Source organism: Faecalibacterium sp. Marseille-Q4896 (assembly GCF_017377615.1).
Classification (GTDB): domain Bacteria; phylum Bacillota; class Clostridia; order Oscillospirales; family Ruminococcaceae; genus Faecalibacterium; species Faecalibacterium taiwanense.
The window spans coordinates 265360-282477 of record NZ_JAFREG010000003.1 but is presented as its reverse complement, the minus strand read 5'-3'; the positions used below and the strand labels follow the sequence as shown (position 1 = coordinate 282477).

16 protein-coding genes are annotated in these 17118 nt (G+C 57.4%); 10 read left to right on the top strand and 6 right to left on the bottom strand.

The genetic code is table 11. The annotated features are described in order from the left end of the window. Positions 1–123 precede the first annotated feature (123 nt). Positions 124–972, top strand: a complete 849-nt coding sequence (locus J3348_RS07555) for a sugar phosphate isomerase/epimerase family protein (RefSeq protein ID WP_207698682.1) — start codon at positions 124–126, stop codon at positions 970–972. Between the two features lie 161 nt (positions 973–1133). On the opposite strand, the gene J3348_RS07550 is transcribed toward J3348_RS07555, so the two are convergent. Genes J3348_RS07550 through J3348_RS07540 form a run of 3 tightly spaced genes read right to left on the bottom strand, consistent with a single transcriptional unit; the run spans position 1134 to position 3011 of the window. After that, a complete protein-coding gene (locus J3348_RS07550; RefSeq protein WP_207698681.1) occupies positions 1134–1946 on the bottom strand; it encodes an ABC-2 transporter permease in 813 nt (270 codons plus the stop codon). Beyond that, entirely contained in the window at positions 1940–2641 is a 702-nt protein-coding gene (locus J3348_RS07545; protein WP_207698680.1) for an ABC transporter ATP-binding protein, read from the bottom strand. Before J3348_RS07545 ends, J3348_RS07550 begins: the two co-directional genes overlap by 7 nt. Next, positions 2634–3011 (bottom strand): GntR family transcriptional regulator, encoded by a 378-nt coding sequence (locus J3348_RS07540; protein WP_120081203.1) that lies wholly within the window; start codon positions 3009–3011, stop codon positions 2634–2636. Before J3348_RS07540 ends, J3348_RS07545 begins: the two co-directional genes overlap by 8 nt. A 259-nt stretch (positions 3012–3270) precedes the next feature. On the opposite strand from J3348_RS07540, the gene fucO reads away from it, so the two are divergent. From fucO to J3348_RS07525, 3 genes are all read left to right on the top strand, one after another. Further along, complete coding sequence (gene fucO / locus J3348_RS07535) at positions 3271–4419, top strand: lactaldehyde reductase (RefSeq protein WP_112090254.1); 1149 nt, start codon at positions 3271–3273, stop codon at positions 4417–4419. Between the two features lie 236 nt (positions 4420–4655). Continuing rightward, on the top strand, positions 4656–5963 hold the full coding sequence (locus J3348_RS07530) for a putative ABC transporter permease (RefSeq protein ID WP_207698679.1): 1308 nt from the start codon (positions 4656–4658) through the stop codon (positions 5961–5963). Positions 5964–6202: 239 nt separating this feature from the next. Continuing rightward, positions 6203–7165 carry a calcium/sodium antiporter gene (locus J3348_RS07525; protein ID WP_207698678.1) on the top strand — a complete coding sequence of 321 codons (963 nt, stop codon included), beginning with the start codon at positions 6203–6205 and terminating at the stop codon, positions 7163–7165. A 54-nt stretch (positions 7166–7219) separates the two neighbouring features. Here the strand turns inward: J3348_RS07525 and J3348_RS07520 are convergent, their stop codons facing one another. Beyond that, complete coding sequence (locus tag J3348_RS07520; RefSeq protein WP_005944473.1) at positions 7220–8302, bottom strand: FAD:protein FMN transferase; 1083 nt, start codon at positions 8300–8302, stop codon at positions 7220–7222. Continuing rightward, the gene (locus tag J3348_RS07515; protein ID WP_207698677.1) at positions 8299–8721 is read right to left on the bottom strand and encodes a DUF3783 domain-containing protein; all 423 of its coding nucleotides are present in this window, start codon (positions 8719–8721) and stop codon (positions 8299–8301) included. The genes J3348_RS07520 and J3348_RS07515 overlap by 4 nt, the downstream gene beginning before the upstream one ends. Before the next feature lie 412 nt (positions 8722–9133). Between J3348_RS07515 and J3348_RS07510 the strand changes: the two genes are divergently transcribed. Beyond that, positions 9134–10948 (top strand): carbohydrate-binding domain-containing protein, encoded by a 1815-nt coding sequence (locus J3348_RS07510; RefSeq protein ID WP_207698676.1) that lies wholly within the window; start codon positions 9134–9136, stop codon positions 10946–10948. A 178-nt stretch (positions 10949–11126) separates the two neighbouring features. Here the strand turns inward: J3348_RS07510 and aroF are convergent, their stop codons facing one another. Continuing rightward, complete coding sequence (gene aroF, locus J3348_RS07505; RefSeq protein ID WP_005944470.1) at positions 11127–12140, bottom strand: 3-deoxy-7-phosphoheptulonate synthase; 1014 nt, start codon at positions 12138–12140, stop codon at positions 11127–11129. A 397-nt stretch (positions 12141–12537) separates the two neighbouring features. On the opposite strand from aroF, the gene ybaK reads away from it, so the two are divergent. From ybaK to purN, 5 genes are all read left to right on the top strand, one after another. Beyond that, the gene (gene ybaK / locus J3348_RS07500; RefSeq protein WP_005944468.1) at positions 12538–13020 is read left to right on the top strand and encodes a Cys-tRNA(Pro) deacylase; all 483 of its coding nucleotides are present in this window, start codon (positions 12538–12540) and stop codon (positions 13018–13020) included. A 446-nt stretch (positions 13021–13466) separates the two neighbouring features. Beyond that, positions 13467–13967, top strand: a complete 501-nt coding sequence (gene purE / locus J3348_RS07495; RefSeq protein WP_097775213.1) for a 5-(carboxyamino)imidazole ribonucleotide mutase — start codon at positions 13467–13469, stop codon at positions 13965–13967. 10 nt (positions 13968–13977) lie between these two features. Further along, positions 13978–15456 carry an amidophosphoribosyltransferase gene (gene purF, locus J3348_RS07490; protein ID WP_005944463.1) on the top strand — a complete coding sequence of 493 codons (1479 nt, stop codon included), beginning with the start codon at positions 13978–13980 and terminating at the stop codon, positions 15454–15456. Between the two features lie 4 nt (positions 15457–15460). Then, the gene (gene purM, locus J3348_RS07485; protein ID WP_097775215.1) at positions 15461–16507 is read left to right on the top strand and encodes a phosphoribosylformylglycinamidine cyclo-ligase; all 1047 of its coding nucleotides are present in this window, start codon (positions 15461–15463) and stop codon (positions 16505–16507) included. Then, entirely contained in the window at positions 16501–17097 is a 597-nt protein-coding gene (gene purN, locus J3348_RS07480; RefSeq protein WP_207698675.1) for a phosphoribosylglycinamide formyltransferase, read from the top strand. The genes purM and purN overlap by 7 nt, the downstream gene beginning before the upstream one ends. Positions 17098–17118 lie beyond the last annotated feature (21 nt).

Here is a 17118-nt window from a genome sequence, read left to right as displayed (position 1 = left end):
GTATCCGGTGAGGGTGCAAAGTGATGCTCTTTTTTGTTTCAGGCTGTTCCATGGAACGCAGCTTTCGTGTATAATAAAGTCAATGCAACCCCGCGTGTTGTGCGGGAAAGGAGGAGGTTTTCCATGATCCAATTCGGCCTGCGTCTGCATGACGCGGAAAAGCTGCCCGTTGAACAGGTGCTGCCGCTGGTGCGCCAGAAAGGCTTTACCTGCGCCCATGTGGCTCTGAGCAAATCCTTCAAGGAGCTGCCCTGCACCCCCAGCGCCCTGACCCCCGGCTATGCGATGTATCTGCGGCATCTGTTTGAGAAAAACGGCATCGACATTGCCGTGCTGGGCAACTACCTGAACCTTGCCCACCCGGATGCGGATGCCCTGCACGCCATTCAGGAAAAATACTATGCGCACATCCGCTTTGCAAGCCTGCTGGGCTGCGGCATGGTGGGCACCGAGACCGGTGCGCCCAACGCGGAGTACAAATTCTGTCCGGAGTGCCGCAGCGACGAAGCCCTTGCTACTTTTATCCGGAACTTCAAGCCAGTGGTGCGCTGTGCCGAGCAGTACGGCGTGACCATTGCCATTGAGCCGGTGGTCAAGCACATCGTGTACGATGCCAGACGCGCCCGCATCGTGCTGGACGAGATCGGCAGCCCGAACCTGCAGATCCTGTTCGACCCCGTCAACCTGCTGAACATGGAAAATGTGGACCGCCGCGAGGAAGTGTTCGCCGAGGCCATCGAGCTTCTGGGGAAGGATATCGCCATGATCCACTTCAAGGATTTCCTGCGCAAGGATGCAGGCGGCCAGCTGGCTGCTACGGGTGCAGGGCAGGGAGGCATGGAGGACTACCGCACCATCCTGCGCTTTGCAAAGCAGGAAAAGCCCTATATCTTTGCAACGCTGGAGAACACCACCCCGGAAAACGCGGTGGAATGCCTGAACTACCTGAAAAAGCAGTACGACGAGTGCTGAACACTTTATAACAAGAAAAACATCTGCAAGCTTTGCCCGGAATGGGGCAGCTTGCAGATGTTTTTTGTATCAGATGAAGTTTATGGTTCGGCCTTTTACAAATTGCAATTAAGAAGTAGTTTCGCTGAAAATGCCCAGAACGAAAGCGGAGGACATTAAGATCATTCCAGATTCAGCTTATGTTCCATCAGCCAGCGGGTCAGCAGAAAGTATCCTGCGGCAAAGGCGATGCTGACCGCCAGCCCGAACAGGGTGGTGAACGCACTGGGCGCAGCAATAGAAACATCTACACCGCCAAGGGTGGGATCGGAAACAGCCTGCAGCATGTCGGCACTGCTGACACCGGAGCTCAGCCAGTTCTGCAGGAAGGACAGCAGGAAAAATGCCAGAATACCGGCCGGGACCATGTGCTTTTTGAACTGGTGGCCGATCATGCAAGCGGCATAGATGCACAGGATGCTGGACACCAGTGCCACCAGCCCGTTCAGCGTTTCAAAGACCAGCCAGAGCCACCCGGAGCTGCCGGTCATGCGGAAGATCTCTCGGAAGATCTCTACCACTTTCTGCCACAGCTCCGGCAGCTGCTGCAGGGCCGCGCTGTTCAGAGACAGAGCCAGCAGCATCACCGCAAAGGAGAAAATACCCACGATGCTGCTGCAAAGCATCCACACCACGCTGGAGATCAGCTTGGAAAGGATGAGCTGGCTTTCCGTCACCGGCAGGGTGTGCATCAGGTAGCCTTCGCGGCCCAGCAGATTGCGGGTGAAGCGGGTCACAATGGTCATCACGGACACCACTGCCACTGCAACGGCTACGACCATGTAGGCGAACAGCAGCAGAGATGCAAAGTTGTCCTTGGAAGAGCTGCGCAGGGAAAAGCCGCTCAGCACTGCCAGCGCAACAAGGGCCAGATACAGCCCGCCGTAGGTGCGGCCGGTGGCCTTGAATTCATATTTTAACAGCTGTTTCAGCATTTGAATACCTCCCGGAAATATGCATCCACGCTCATGCCCTCGGTCTCGCGCAGCTCTTCGGCATTGCGGTGGGCGAACACCCGGCCATCCTTCAAAAAGACAGCTTCGTCCAGAATTGGCTCGATATCGCCGATGAGGTGGGTGGAAAGAATGACGGTCGCATCCCGGCTGTAGTTGTTCAGGATGGTGCTCAGGATATAGTCCCGGGCGGCAGGGTCCACGCCGCCAATGGGCTCATCCAGCAGGTAGAGCTTTGCGGCGCGGCTCATGGCCAGGATCAGCTGCACCTTTTCCTTGCTGCCCTTGGAGAGGGTCTTGAGCCGCGCCTTCGGTTCCAGTTCCAGCCGGGCCAGCATTTCGTTTGCCTTAGCGGGGTCAAAATCGGCATAGAATTCGCGGAACATTTCCACCAGCTGCTCCACACGCATCCAGTCCGGCAGCCAGTCGGCGTCCGGCAGATAGGACACGATGGCTTTGGTGTCCGGCCCGGGGGTCATGCCGGCGATCCGGATGCTGCCTGCACTGGGCTGCAGCAGACCGTTCGCCAGCTTGATGAGGGTGGTCTTGCCGCTGCCGTTGGGGCCAAGCAGCCCCACGATGCGGCCAAAGCCGATGTGCAGGTCTATATTTTCCAGTGCGGTCTTATCCTTCTGATAGCACTTGGTCAGTGCTTCACAGCTCAAAAGTTCACTCATTGCGGTCCTCCTTTGCGTCCCAGTGTTCCAAAAGCGCGGCTGTCTGTGCGGGACTGTAGCCGATGCCGCGCATCTTTTCCAGAAAATCCGACGCCAGCGTCCGGGCGGTGTCGGCGCGAAGCTGTTCGATCAATGCAGTATCCTCCGTAACATAGCGGCCTGCGGTGCGTTCGGTGCGCACCAGCCCTTCCGTCTCCAGCTGGGCAAGGGCCCGCTGCATCGTGTTCGGGTTCACCCCGGCGGCTGCGGCCAGATCACGCACCGAATCCAGATGCCCGCCCGGCGGGTAGGTGCCGGCTAGGATCCGGGCCTTCAGCCGTTCCACAAGCTGGGCATAGATCGGGCGGCTGGCATCAAACTGTTCGCCCATGGTATCATCTCCTTGTCTTGCTGTATTAAGCACTTGATACAATAATACACGATTTGCGCTGTTTGTCAAGGGGAAAAAGAAAAAACACCATAAAACTGTGGGAAATTGGAAAAGTGCCCATAAAACACTGCACATTGATAAAAAATTACAATAGATTCAAACAATTTCACATTGCAAAGCTTTTGACACTGTGCTATGCTGAAAAACAAAGAGCTCCGCCCGGAAAGCGGCGGAAAAGAGATTTGGAGGAAAAATAACTATGGCTGACCGCATCGTTCTGAATACCATCTCCTACCATGGCCACGGTGCCATTGAGAACATCGTTCCTGAACTGACCGCCCGCGGCTACAAGAAGGCATTCGTCTGCTCCGATCCCGACCTGATCAAGTTCGGCGTCACCAAGAAGGTCACCGACCTGCTGGATGCTGCAAACTTTGCCTACGCTGTTTACAGCGAGATCAAGCCCAACCCCACCATCGCCAACGTGCAGGACGGCGTGGCCGCTTTCAAGGCTGCTGAAGCTGACTGCATCGTGACCATCGGCGGCGGCTCCTCCATGGATACCGCAAAGGCCATCGGCATCATCATCAACAACCCCGAGTTTGCGGATGTCCGCTCTCTGGAAGGTGTTGCTCCCACCAAGAAGCACGCTGTGTTCACCATCGCTGTTCCCACCACCGCCGGTACTGCTGCCGAGGTCACCATCAACTACGTCATCACCGATGTGGAGAAGAAGCGCAAGTTCGTCTGCGTGGATACCAACGATATCCCCGAGATCGCCGTGGTCGATCCCGATATGATGTCCTCCATGCCCAAGGGCTTGACCGCCGCCACCGGCATGGACGCTCTGACCCACGCTATCGAGGGCTACATCACCAAGGGTCACTGCGTCATCTCCGATATGTTCCATCTGGAAGCCATCAAGCTCATCAGCCAGAGCCTGCGCGGCGCAGTGCAGAACACCCCGGAAGGCCGCGAGGGCATGGCTCTGGGCCAGTACATCGCCGGCATGGGCTTCTCCAATGTGGGTCTGGGCATCGTCCACTCCATGGCACACGGCCTGTCCGCTCTGTACGACACCCCGCACGGTGTGGCCTGCGCCATCCTGCTGCCGGTGGGTCTGGAGTACAACAAGAGCGTTGCCGGTGAGCGCTACCGCGCCGTGGGCAAGGCCATGGGCGTTATGGGCATCGACGAGATGAACGATGTGGAAGCCGCCGATGCAACCATCGCCGCCGTCAAGCAGCTGAGCGCAGACGTGGGCATCCCCACAAATCTGCACGGCATCCTGAAGGAAGAGGATATCCAGTTCCTCGCCGAGTCCGCATTTGCGGATGCCTGCCGTCCCGGCAACCCCCGCGATACCAGCGTGGAGGAGATCGTGGAGCTGTATAAGAGCCAGCTGTGATTCCGCTCTGTAAATTCAAGCTGTAATTTTGAGCCCTGCTGTCCTTCGGGATGGCAGGGCCTTTTTCTAAGATGTATCTGAAAACAAAGCAACAGGCTGGATCTTCGTCTTTTCAGAGATGCCCGGAGAGCCTGCCTCGTCGCAGAGTGACAAAATTTCTGCACGGCTCTTGTACACAGCGCCCAAAACAGGTACAATCAATGCAGTAAGAAAAAACTGGAAGCGAAAGGAACCTTATGACGCTGAACTTCTATACTCTGGGTGTTATTTATCTAGTATATTCCTTTCTGGGCTGGGTGGCTGAGACGGTAGTCGCGACCATCCGGGGCGGAAGGTTTGCCAACCGCGGTGCGGCGGCAGGCCCGTTCTGCTTTATCTACGGTACCACCGGCGTGCTGCTGGCCGTGAGTTTCGGCGATCTGCGCACCGAGCCGGTCTACCTGTTCTTTGCCTGTATGATGGCGGCAACGGTGATGGAATGGATCACCGCCAAGCTGCTGGAACGCCTGCACCGCCGCAAGTGGTGGGACTATTCCGGCAAAAAATTCAATCTGAATGGCTATGTGTGCCTGCAGTATTCGCTGCTGTGGGGTGCACTGGGCACGGCAAGTGTGCTGTGGGGCAATAATGTGCTGCTGCGGCTGTGTGCGCATATCCCGGTCTGGCTGCTGCGTCCGGCAGTATGGGTCTCGCTGACGGTGGCGGTGCTGGACCAGATCGGTTCGGCGGTGCTGGTGCAGCGGTATGCGGCCCGGCACCCGATGCTGGAGCAGCTCAACCAGAGACTGGGGGAGCGGTCGGATACGCTGCGCCGCAGGATCGCGCTTTACATTGAAAAACGCATCCAGTATGCTTACCCGGCTGCGGCCCGGCAGGAGCAGACTGCGCTCCGGAAGGGGGAAAAGAACTTTCTCAGCGTGTCCGACCTGCTGTGGCTGTTCGTGATCGGCGCGTTTCTGGGCGACATGGTGGAGACGGTGTTCTGCCGCGTGACCGCCGGGGTCTGGATGAGCCGCTCCAGTCTGGTCTGGGGGCCGTTCAGCGTGGTGTGGGGTCTGGCGCTGGTGCTGGCAACGGTGCTGCTGCGTCAGGAAAAGGACCGGAGCGACCGCTACCTGTTCGCCTTCGGCACCGTCATGGGCGGTGTGTACGAATACGTATGCAGCGCCGTCACCGAGCTGCTGTTCGGCACCGTGTTCTGGGACTACAGCAAGTTCAAGTTCAATCTGGGCGGGCGCATCAACCTGCTGTACTGCTTTTTCTGGGGCATTGCGGCGGTGGTATGGATGCGCTACGGCTATCCGCTGGTGCTCAGAGGCATGGAGAAGGTGCGCAGCCGCGTCCGCCCATGGATGACCGCCCTGCTGGCAGTGTTCATGGCGGCGAACATGCTCACCAGTGCGCTGGCGCTGGCCCGCTACGATGCCCGCACCAGCGGTGAAGCGCCCAAAAGCAGCATCGATATGCTGCTGGATGCGCATTTTGACGATGCCCGCATGGAGCGCATTTATCCCAACGCGAAGAAAGTAGCCAAGGCCGGATGAAATTTCAACGCTCCTCTTGCACTTTGGTGCAAAAACCGGTATAATATTTTCCGGATAAAAGGGAGTAAAGGGCGCTCGTTTTGCAAAAACGGTGCGCTGTGGCGCAGCGACATCCCGGCAGAAATGCCCGCTGTGTCACCGGAAGCTTGAGACTTTTATTACACTTTCCCGTTTCTGGGCAGGATGTAATAAAGGCCTCTTTTTTATTGCTGCTCTGCCAAAAACAAAAGGAGAAAACTATGCTCATTCCTGTTTTGCTGTTCATCGTGGGCCTGCTGTGCCTCATCAAGGGCGGTGACTGGTTCGTGGATGGTGCCACGGGCATTGCCCGCCGCTTCCATGTGCCGGAGCTGCTTATCGGTGCCACCGTGGTGTCCATCGGCACCACCCTGCCGGAGGTGATGGTCTCCACCACCTCGGCCTTTACCGGCCACGGCGAGATCGCCTATGGCAACGCCATCGGTTCGATCATCTGCAATGCATCGCTCATTGCGGCCCTCACCATTGCGGTAAAGCCGGGCAAGGTAGACCCCAAGAGCCTGCGCACGCCGGTGCTGTTCTTCTTTGTGGCAGCGGCCTTCTATGCCGGTGTGGCCTACACCACCGGCTACTTCTCCCGCCCGGTGGGCCTGATCCTTCTGGCCATGTTCGCAGCGTATATCATCTGCAACGTGATGGCCATGAAGAACGCCCCCGCCCCGGAAGAAGAGGAAGAACCGGAAGAAAATGCATCCTTTGCCAAGGAGCTGGGTCTGCTGGCCGTGGGCGCGGTGCTCATTGCCGTGGGTGCCAACCTGCTGGTGGACAACGGCACCCTGATCGCACAGGCACTGGGCGTGCCGGAGTCGGTGATCGCGCTCACCTTCGTGGCACTGGGCACCTCGCTGCCGGAGCTGGTCACGGCCATCACCTCGCTGGCAAAGGGCCACGGTGCACTTTCGCTGGGCAATGTCATTGGTGCAAACGTGTTCAATCTGGTGCTGGTGAGCGGTGTTTCCGCCACGGTGGCACCCTTTACCATCCCGCAGAACTCCCTGCTCTTCGGCCACAATGCATCGCTGGTGCTGGAGTTCCCGGTCATGTTCGCCGTGATGCTGCTGCTCACCCTGCCCGCTCTCTTCAAGGGCAAGCTGAGCCGCCCGCAGGGCATTGCGCTGCTGTGCATCTACGCGGCATTCTGTGTGGTGCAGTTCACCATCTGATAAAACAGCAAAAGGCCGACGCAGCACTGCGTCGGCCTTTTGCCGTTTTAAGGGTTACTTTTTCAAATGGGAATCCCAGCCGGAAGAGGTGATGACCTGCTGATCCGGTGTGCACCACATGGCTTCCACGCCGTCCAGACTTTCCACGATCTTCATCCCGTCCTCCAGCGGCTGGCAGAACAGGCCGGTGGTCAGGCAGTCGGCAAGGCCGGAGTCGCTGCACAGCACGGTCACGCCGTTAAAGTAGGCGGCGGGGAACAGGGTGTCCGGGTCGATCAGGTGGTGGTAGCGCTTGCCGTCCACCACGTAGTAGCGCTGGTAGTCGCCGCTGGTCACAAGGGCCATATCGCTCATGTTGATGGCACCGTCCAGCATGGAATCCGAAGTGTATACATCCGAAGAGCTCCACGGGTTTTCCACGCCGCCGGTCCACTGGCTGCCGTCCGGTTTTACACCAATGGCGCGCAGATTGCCGCCCACGCTCACCAGAGCGCTGGTCAGGCCGCGGGCCTCGGCAGCCTGACACACCATTTCCACGGCGTAGCCCTTGCCCACGCTGCCCACATCCAGCAACATTTCCGGGTCGGCCAGATAAACGGTCTTGGCATCCGCGTCGATGATCACGTTGTTGATATCACAGTGCTGGGCGGCTGCTTCCAGCTCTTCCATGGTGGGCAGCTTGTTGTCGGCATCCGTCTCGGCGGCTTCGGCAGCTTCGCGGTAATTGTGCCAGATATTCAGCACGCTGCCCATGGCAATGTTCAGCTTGCCGTTGGTGGTCTGGTACATCTGGTCGGCCAGCTCCAGCATGGAGAGGATGCGGTCGTCCACCTCCACCGGAGCGCTGCCGGCATTGTCGTTGATGGTCTTGACGTTGGTCACGCCGGGGTAATCGTTGTAGATATCATACAGCTGGTTATAGGTAATAAGGTCTGCGTGCAGGGCATCCATCTGGGTGTTGAATTCTTCCTCGCTCTCGCAGTAGGCGATCACCTGCGTTACAGTATCGAACACATCATAAAAAACGGTGGAATAGCGGGTAAGCTCTTTCTTTTTGGAGGCACAGCCTGCCAGCAGGCTCAGGCAGAGCACCCCGGCCAGCAGGGCGCTGACGAAACGTTTTGCGCGGGTCTTCATACGGTGCGGTTCTCCTTTGCGGCGGTAAAGGCGGCGTGCTCCTCCTGCAGGTGGGCCAGCAGATCGCCGAACACCCAGCTGCGGTTGGAGGGAGTCACAACGGCCTTGAGCGGAATGATAACCTGTGCCTGCTTCATCAGATCCAGCAGGGTGTCCACATCCTTCTCCTTGAAGTTGGCCAGAACCACTGCCGGCGGGTAGGCACCCGGTTCCAGCACCAGCGTGCGGGCGGCCTTGGTCTCCACCTCGCCCAGCAGCTGGGCCACGGTCTTGCCCGCATCGGCAGGGGAGACGAGCAGCAGCTTCATGCCAAAAGCAGGAGCCATGCCTTCCAGCTTGCCGCGGTCGGCGGGGGAAAGATTCCAGCCCAGAACCAGCGGGACACCGGCGTTCTGGTTGCGTGCGATATGTGCTTTCATAAAAAAACCTCATTTCAGGGTGGATTGCAAATACACTATAGTATAACACAAATACGCAAAAAATGGAATGCCGGGGGGGGCGGTACTACCGGGAGAAGTTTCGGAAAATTTCGAGCAAAGGCAACAAAAATTAGAAGAAATTACAAGGCGAATTTCAGTGCAGGTGAAGATTGTATGCAGAAAATAGAGGTGCTATACTAAAAATGCAAGACATAAGTCTTAGAAATTTAACAGAAAGCAGAGGTTTTGAGGATGAAAAAACAGAAGATGCGGTTCATCAGTGCAGTGCTTGCGGCATGCATGATGACATCTGTCCTTCCGGTCAATGCACTTGCTCTGGGGGGGTACGCCTGAAAATGGCATAACTGCGCAGGAAAACGCGGAAACGGCCACGACGATCCCCACTACGGGCATGAAAATCACCAAGGGCGGTGATTATGAGATAAAGGGAGACACTTATACGGGAGGCATTACCGTTAATGCCAGCGATAATGATGAAGTGACGATTCACATTGCTAGTAACGTGAAGTTTACGCGGGATAATCAGGTCTTTATCTGGGTGGAAAATGCAAAACTGGTGACGATTGAAAACACCGATAATCACACGGTGACACTGAACGGACAGCATTTTTACGACCTAAGTACTGCAAGCAATGGTGTGGAGAGCGTTATAAATGGCGGCACCTATATAGCACCGGGTCGAAACATGATCATGGTCCAGGGAACGAACAACACTCTTACCCTGAATAATGTTAATATACAGACGAACACCGGGTATGCCGTGACGACGGACTCTAATACGGTGTATGTCAACGGTGGAACATTTACCAAAACGTCATCGCTCTATAGTGAGTTCAAAAACCAGGGACACCTGACGCTGACAGATGTTACGGTTACACCGCAAGTTGCCGTCGACGGCAAGACGAGTACTATCGTTGAAAATTATACCGGTGCAGTTGTTGAAATCAACGGCGGAAACTATAAAACGACAAACCAAAGCTGCATTGTTAACAATGGAACGGTAACAATCAATAATGGCACTTTGGAATCTGAGGGGGCAAGCTGCATCCAAAACAACTGGGGTCGTGTGGAGATCAACGGCGGCACCATTACCTCGGATGCAGAAAGCACCATTCGTAACCGTGGCACGCTGCGCATGACCGACGGTACGGTGACCAACACGAATGCAGCCGGTGCTGCCATTGATATTTCCGGCAATTTCGGCGATATCAAGCTCATCGGCGGCACGATCAAAGGCATCAAAGACGGCATTTATGTGCAGGACCTTGTCAGCTCGGAAGTGACCCTGGAGCAGGTGAAGTTCGAAAACAACACCAACGATATCCATCTGGGTGAGGGTCAGACGATCAACATCAAAAAGACCTTTACCGGTACGGCAACGATCCTGACCGATGATCCAAGCCGCGGCCGTCATATCACGCTGGAAAACGAGGATCTCAGCTATCAGAACAAGCTGAAACTCTTCAGCATGAATTCTGGCTACATCATCGGCTATAAGCGCGGCGATGATGGCGTGGAATACCGCTATCTGGCAGATGCCAACGGCAACATCGTCAACGCTGTAAATGCGAAGGCAACCGCTGACCTCGGTGCCGGGGAGCAGGAGCTGGATACTGCCACCGTTGTGCCGGAAAACACCCTCGTGACCGTGACGGCAAACCTCCCGGAGGGCGCAGAGGGCGCAGAGTTCCTCGGCTGGAGCGCCGTGCGTGACGATGGCAAAGAGCTGGATCTGGGCGATGATCAGACTGCACAGTTTAAGATGCCCGGTTGCAACGTGACCGTCGAAGCGCTGTATCAGGGCGGAAATGTTGACCCTGTCAATCCCGGCGGCGGCAGCAGCAGCGATGTGGTGGCCGGCATTGCGGCTGTTGCGCTGACCGGTGCAGCCGTGTGGGGCATTTACGAAACCGGAACCGGCATCTATCGTGTGCTGAATATGCCCGACGTCCCCATGCCCTCCAACCGCGCCGGTCTGGCGACCCTGATCTGGGAAAAGGCCGGCTGCCCGGAACCGCAGACGGTGAAGAGCTTCAGCGACATCGATGATGCCGACCTTCATCTGCGGCAGGCTGCCAGCTGGATGGAAGAGCAGGGTCTGATGGACGATGTGAAGGAAAACGAGTTCCGCCCCTATCGCTATGTGACCAAGCTCCAAACCTGCCTTGTCTGGGATAAGGCCAAGGAAAAGAGCCTGATCTCCTGAAAAAGTAGATCATTCTTGTAACAACCCCGGGGTGACCGCAAGCGCCCCGGGGTTGTTTTTTCACAGGAAAAGGGGCAGAACCGGAAGATGCAGTGTGAAAAAGCAACGAGGAAGATCCCGCAGGATCTTCCTCGTTGCAAACACAAAATAATAATTCCGCAGAGGATAGTTCAAATCATCAGTTCAGCTTCTTGCCGAAGAACTCCACTTCCTTGCCGATGAACTGCATCAGCTCATCGAACTGGTCGGGGGTCAGGCTCTGGGCACCATCGCACTTTGCCTTGGCGGGGTTGTTGTGCACCTCGATCATCAGGCCGTCGGCACCGGCAGCAACAGCGGCCTTTGCCAGATCCGGCACCATCCATGCGTGGCCGCAGGCGTGGCTGGGGTCCACAATAACGGGCAGGTGGGTCATCTTGTGCAGCATCACCACACCGGCAAGGTCGAGGGTGTTGCGCATGCTGGTCTCAAAGGTGCGGATGCCGCGCTCGCAGAGGATGACGTTCTCGTTGCCCTCAGCCATGATGTACTCGGCGCTCATCACGAACTCTTCCAGCGTATTGGCAAGGCCGCGCTTGAGCAGCACCGGCTTCTTCTGACGGCCGACGGCCTTGAGCAGCTCAAAGTTCTGCATGTTGCGGGCACCCACCTGAATGAGGTCCACATTCTCGAACAGGGGCAGGTGCTCGGTGTTCATGATCTCGGTCACGATGGGAGCACCGGTGGCGCGGCGTGCCAGCTTGAGCAGGTCGAGGCCTTCGCTGCGCATACCCTGAAAGGAGTAGGGCGAGGTGCGGGGCTTGAATGCGCCGCCGCGCAGCAGGGAAGCACCCGCAGCCTTCACGCGCTGTGCGCAGTAGGTGATCTGCTCCTCGCTCTCAATGCTGCAGGGGCCGGCAATGACCGCAAAGTTTCCGCCGCCGATCTTTACGCCGTCCACATCGATCACGCTGTCGTCCGGGTGGAACTTGCGGTTGGCCTTCTTATAAGGCTCGGTCACGCGGCGGCAGGTCTCCACCACCGGGTTTGCCAGCACCCAGCTCTCGGCCACGGCCTTGGTGTCGCCGATCAGGCCCAGAATGTGGCTCTCACTGCCCTTGGAATCGTTGATCTGCAGGCCCATATCCTGCAGTTCGTGGCAGAACTCGCGTACCTGTACCTCAGGTGCGTCCTGTTTGAGTACGATGATCATAGTGCTTTGTCTCCTTTGCCTTATCGTGTGAAACGGCGAGGGAGACCGGCTCCTTTGCCGCAGCTTGCAGTGTCAAACTTCAGGGTTCTGAAGTGTGTGACGCTATGATATCACTTCAGGAAACTGAAGTCAAGAGAATTTTGAATTTTTTTGAAGAAAGTGGTAGAATGGGGGCAGGAAAAGGAAAAGCAGGCTCGCCCTCTCAGCTTCGCTTGCGCTCAGCAGCTCCCCCAAAGGGGGAGCCCTTGGCAAAAACGGAAACTTTGCGTGGATTGCCAAAGCCTCTCACTTTGGGAGAGGTGGCATTGCGTTAGCAATGACGGAGAGGGCGAGGACGCTGACCCAATGCCATCATACTTAAGAATAGAACCAGCTAAATATAAAGGGGAATACTACAATGGGAAAAGAAGCAAAAACCAATGCCATGCGCATTCTGGAGCGCGAGAAGGTGCCCTACACCGCCCACGAGTACGCTCATGAAGAGGGCGTTGCCGTGGCAGGTGTGGATGTGGCAGGCAGCATGGGCGAAGACCCTGCCTGCGTGTATAAGACGCTGGTGACGCAGGGCAATAGCAAAAACTATTTTGTGTTCGTCATTCCGGTGGCAGCAGAGCTGGATCTGAAAGCCGCTGCCCGCAGTGTGGGCGAAAAAAGCGTTGCCATGATCCATGTGGCCGATATCAACAAGGTCACCGGCTATGTGCGCGGTGGCTGCAGCCCGGTAGGCATGAAAAAGCAGTATAAGACTGTGTTCGATGAGAGCGTGCTGACGCAGGAGAAGGTCTATGTCTCCGGCGGGCGCATCGGCACGCAGGTGTGCTGTGCCCCGGCGGACCTCATCCGCGCTGCACGGGCAATTACAGCAAAAATTATTTTTTAAAAAAGTCCGTCTATTGTACAAAAAGTTAACGCATCCTATTTACATAAAATATACTTAAACTATAAGTCATACTTAAAAAGAAAAACAATGTCGAAACTGCACAAAACTTTTGAAAGTTTTTTGACGGCATGAAAACACAAGGTAGAATTTGTGGGAACACTCTTTTCAAAGATGTTTTTTTGCCGTAAACTGTATGTAGTACAGGGACGGCGGCCCGCAGAAAGGGCTTTTCCGCCGCCTGAAAACGCAAGCACAAGGAACTGCGGAGGAGAACTTCAATGATGAAGATGCTGCCGGGTCTCATGGGTCGAAACAACATTCGGGCATGTCAGGGGCATCGTGCAACTTTGTGCAAAGCGTCGGGAGAGCATACGCAGAATTAAAGGCCGTGGTACGGGTGTACCGCAGCCTTTTTTGTTTGTCGGTTGAGAAAGAGAGGTTTGGATATGGTTCGTAAAGTGGCTGTGATCATGGGTTCTGACAGCGATTGGCCGGTGGTAAAGGGCGCATGTGCCCAGCTGAAAGCGCTGGACATCCCTTTTGAGGCGCACATCCTTTCGGCACACCGCACCCCTGCCGGGGCAGCGGAGTTTGCCAAAAGCGCCCGTGCCAACGGCTTCGGCGTGATCCTGTGCGCAGCAGGCATGGCAGCACATCTGGCGGGTGCCTTTGCTGCCAACACCACCCTGCCGGTGATCGGCATTCCCATGAAGGGCGGTGCCATGGACGGCATGGATGCCCTGCTTGCCACGGTGCAGATGCCCAGCGGCATCCCGGTGGCAACGGTGGCTCTGAACGGTGCCAAGAACGCCGCATGGCTGGCTGCGGAAATTCTGGCTTTGAGCGACGACGCTCTGGCCGAAAAGCTGGCAGCAGAGCGCACCGCCATGGCCGCACAGATCGCTGCCAAAGAGGAAAAGCTGCAGGCTGAGATCGCCCAGCTGTAAAGGAGAACCAATGTCTGATTTTGCATATCCGCTGCACGAAGAATGCGGCGTTTTCGGCATTTACGACCGTGCCGGTACCGAGGATGTGGCCGCTGCGGCCTACTCGGCTCTGTATGCCCTGCAGCACCGTGGTCAGGAGAGCTGCGGCATCGCCGTGAACGATGATGGCGTGATCAACGGCCACCGCGACCTCGGCCTTGTGAACGAGGTGTTCACCCCGGCGGTGCTGGCAAGTCTGGCAAACCCCAATGCGCACATGGCTACCGGCCATGTGCGCTACGCCACTGCTGGCAGCCGCGTGCGGGCCAACGCACAGCCCATGATCGTGCGCCATGGCCGCGGCACCATGGCACTGTGCCACAACGGCAACCTGACCAACGCCATCGAGCTGCGCCGCCAGCTGGAAAATGAAGGTGCCATCTTCCACGGCTCCTCCGATACCGAGGTGATCTGCTACCTGATCACCCGCAACCGCCTGCGCATGGGCAGCATCGAGACCGCCATCAGCAAGACGATGGATGTGCTGGAAGGTGCCTACAGTCTGGTGATCATGTCGGCCACCAAGCTGATCGCCGTGCGCGACCCCCGCGGCTATCGGCCCCTGTGCATCGGCACCCTGCCCGGCGGCGGCTACGTATTTGCCAGCGAGAGCTGTGCACTGGATGCCGCCGGTGCCACCCTGCTGCGGGATGTGGAGCCCGGCGAGATCGTGGTGGCAGACGCAAAAACCGGTGAGCTGCGCAGCATCAAGGATCACTGCGGTCGGCCGGACACCCAGATGTGCGTGTTCGAGTTCATTTATTTCTCCCGTCCGGACAGCATCATCGAGGGCAGCTCGGTGCACGAGGCCCGCAAGCAGGCTGGCCGGTTCCTTGCACAGGAACACCCCGTGGAAGCGGACGTGGTCATCGGCGTGCCGGATTCCGGTCTGGATGCAGCTCTCGGCTACTCGCAGGAGAGCGGCATCCCCTATGGCATCGGCTTTATTAAGAATAAGTACATCGGACGCACTTTCATTCAGGGCAGCCAGAAGCAGCGCGAGAACAGCGTGCGCATCAAGCTGAACGTCGTTTCCAGCACGGTCAAGGGCAAGCGCGTGGTGCTGGTGGATGATTCCATCGTGCGCGGCACCACATCTGCCCGCATCATCAAGCTGCTGCGGGATGCCGGTGCCACCGAGGTGCACTTTATGGTGTCGGCACCGCCGTTCAAGTACCCCTGCTACTTCGGCACTGACATCCCGGATCAGAAGCTGCTTGTGGCCACCGGCCGCACGGTCGAGCAGATCAATGAAGTGATCGGGGCCGATACGCTGGGCTACCTTTCCACTGAGCATGTTGTCCAGCTTGCAAAGAACGCAAAATGCGGATTCTGCACCGCCTGCTTTACCGGCGAATATGCCGTGAAGCCGGACGAGGTGCTTTCCACCGATATTCACGAACGCCACCTGAACGACCGTCCCAAGGACGAGAAAAAGTTAGGAGAGTAAGACCATGGAAAAAAGCTATTCTGAAAGCTATGCAGCCGCCGGTGTGGATATCACCGCCGGTTATCGCTCTGTTGAACTGATGAAGCAGTATGTGGCCCGCACCATGAACGAGCACTGCATTGGCGGTCTGGGCGGCTTTGGTGGCCTGTTTGAGCTGGACTGCACCGGCTACAAGCACCCGGTGCTGATCTCCGGCACCGACGGCGTGGGCACCAAGCTGAAAATTGCCATGATCATGGACAAGCACGATACCATCGGCATCGACTGCGTGGCTATGTGCGTGAACGATGTCATCTGCGCCGGTGCAAAGCCGCTGGTGTTCCTGGATTACATCGCCTGCGGCCGCAACATTCCCGAGAAGATCGCAGAGATCGTCAAGGGTGTGGCTGAGGGCTGCGTGCAGGCCGACTGCTCTCTGGTGGGCGGCGAGACTGCCGAGCACCCGGGTATGATGCCGGAGGAGGAGTACGATCTGGCCGGTTTCACCGTGGGTGTCGTGGATAAGGAAAAGATCCTGAGCAATGAGACCATGGCAGCCGGTGATGTGATCCTTGCCCTGCCTTCCACCGGTGTGCACTCCAACGGTTTCTCGCTGGTGCGCAAGATCTTTGACATTGACGCAAACCCCGATGTGCTGCACACTGCCCCTGCAGAGCTGGGCGGCAAGACGCTGGGCGAGGCCCTGCTGGCTCCCACCAAGATCTACGTCAAGCCTGTGCTCAAGGTGCTGGAAGAGGTGGATGTGAAGGGCATTTCCCACATCACCGGCGGCGGCTTCTACGAGAACATTCCCCGCAGCCTGAAAAAGGGCTGCTGCGCACGCATCAACAAGGCAGATGTCCGCACCCCGGCTCTGTTCCAGCTGATGCAGAAGACCGGCAATATCTCCGAGCACGATATGTTCAACACCTTCAACATGGGCGTTGGCATGGTGCTCACCGTCCCCGCAGAGCAGGCCGACAAGGCGCTGGACATCCTGCACGCAAATGGCGAGCCGGAAGCTTACCGTCTGGGCGTCATTGCAGAAGGTGAGGGCGTGGAGCTGTGCTGAACATTGCAGTTTTAGTCTCCGGCGGCGGCACCAACCTGCAGGCTCTGCTGGACAGCGAAGCCCGAGGCGAGAACCCCAACGGCAGGATCACCCTTGTGATGGCCTCCAAGCCCGGTGTATATGCGCTGGAACGGGCCGCAAAGGCCGGTGTGGAAGGCTGCGTGGTGCGCCGCAAGGATTACGCCAGTAGTGAGGATTTTGACGCAGCTCTGCTGAAAACGTTGAAAGACCACAACATCGATCTGGTGGTGCTGGCAGGCTTTCTGTCCGTGCTGGGGCCCAGTGTCATTGAAGCGTATCCCCGCCGCATCCTGAATGTGCACCCGGCACTCATCCCGTCTTTCTGCGGGCCCGGCATGTACGGTCTGCGTCCGCATGAGGCGGCTCTGGCCCGGGGCTGCAAGGTGACCGGTGCCACCGTCCACTTCGTGAACGAAGAGTGCGACGGCGGGCCCATCCTGCTGCAGAAGGCCGTGGACATCCTGCCCGGCGACACCCCCGAGGTGTTGCAGAAGCGTGTGATGGAGCAGGCCGAGTGGAAGCTGCTGCCCAAGGCTGTGGCTATGGTGTGCAGCGGAGAGATCGAGTGAAAACTCCTTCCGTCACGCCTG